Here is a 531-nt window from a genome sequence, read left to right as displayed (position 1 = left end):
GGAAAGTTTCACAAAATGATTCCCGATACTTTTATTATTAAGATGGAAAATGGTGCGCAGGGCTATGCAATTAGGCATTTGAACCGCCAGGACATGCTCCTTATAGATACCACTGCAGCCGGTGCCCGGGAAGGCATCAAACACCTGGTAGAGGAAGGTTATAAGATCAAAGGTATTTTAGTGACTCACAAGGATGCGTTGCAAAAAACTTATGCTCCCTTGAAAAGTATTTCTGAAGATGCAGGCGGAGCGCCTATTTTTAGCCACCCGGTGAACAATACAAATTCTGATTTTAATGTAAGGGACATCAACTCCAAAAATGATATTTTCAAACACTTTTCTTTAATACCGCTGGATTTCCCTTCCAAATCGGGAGAAACTGCAGTGCTTTATTCTGAGATCAATGAGGGAATGGTCTTCGCAGGAAATACTGTGGAAGCCACTTCTTATGATAATGATGGAGATGACATGAACGCAACCGATACCGGAAGCGAAAACAAAAACCGCGGAATTGCAGAAAACTGGAGAACC

1 protein-coding gene is annotated in these 531 nt (G+C 42.2%); it reads left to right on the top strand.

Going from position 1 to position 531, the window contains the following annotated elements; all coding sequences use genetic code 11:
* Positions 1-15 precede the first annotated feature (15 nt).
* A partial coding sequence (locus HC175_RS17195) for a hypothetical protein (protein WP_168139545.1) occupies positions 16-531 on the top strand: 516 nt, incomplete at its 3' end.

It is taken from the genome of Salinimicrobium oceani (assembly GCF_012037645.1).
This window is presented reverse-complemented; position numbering and strand designations above follow the sequence as displayed.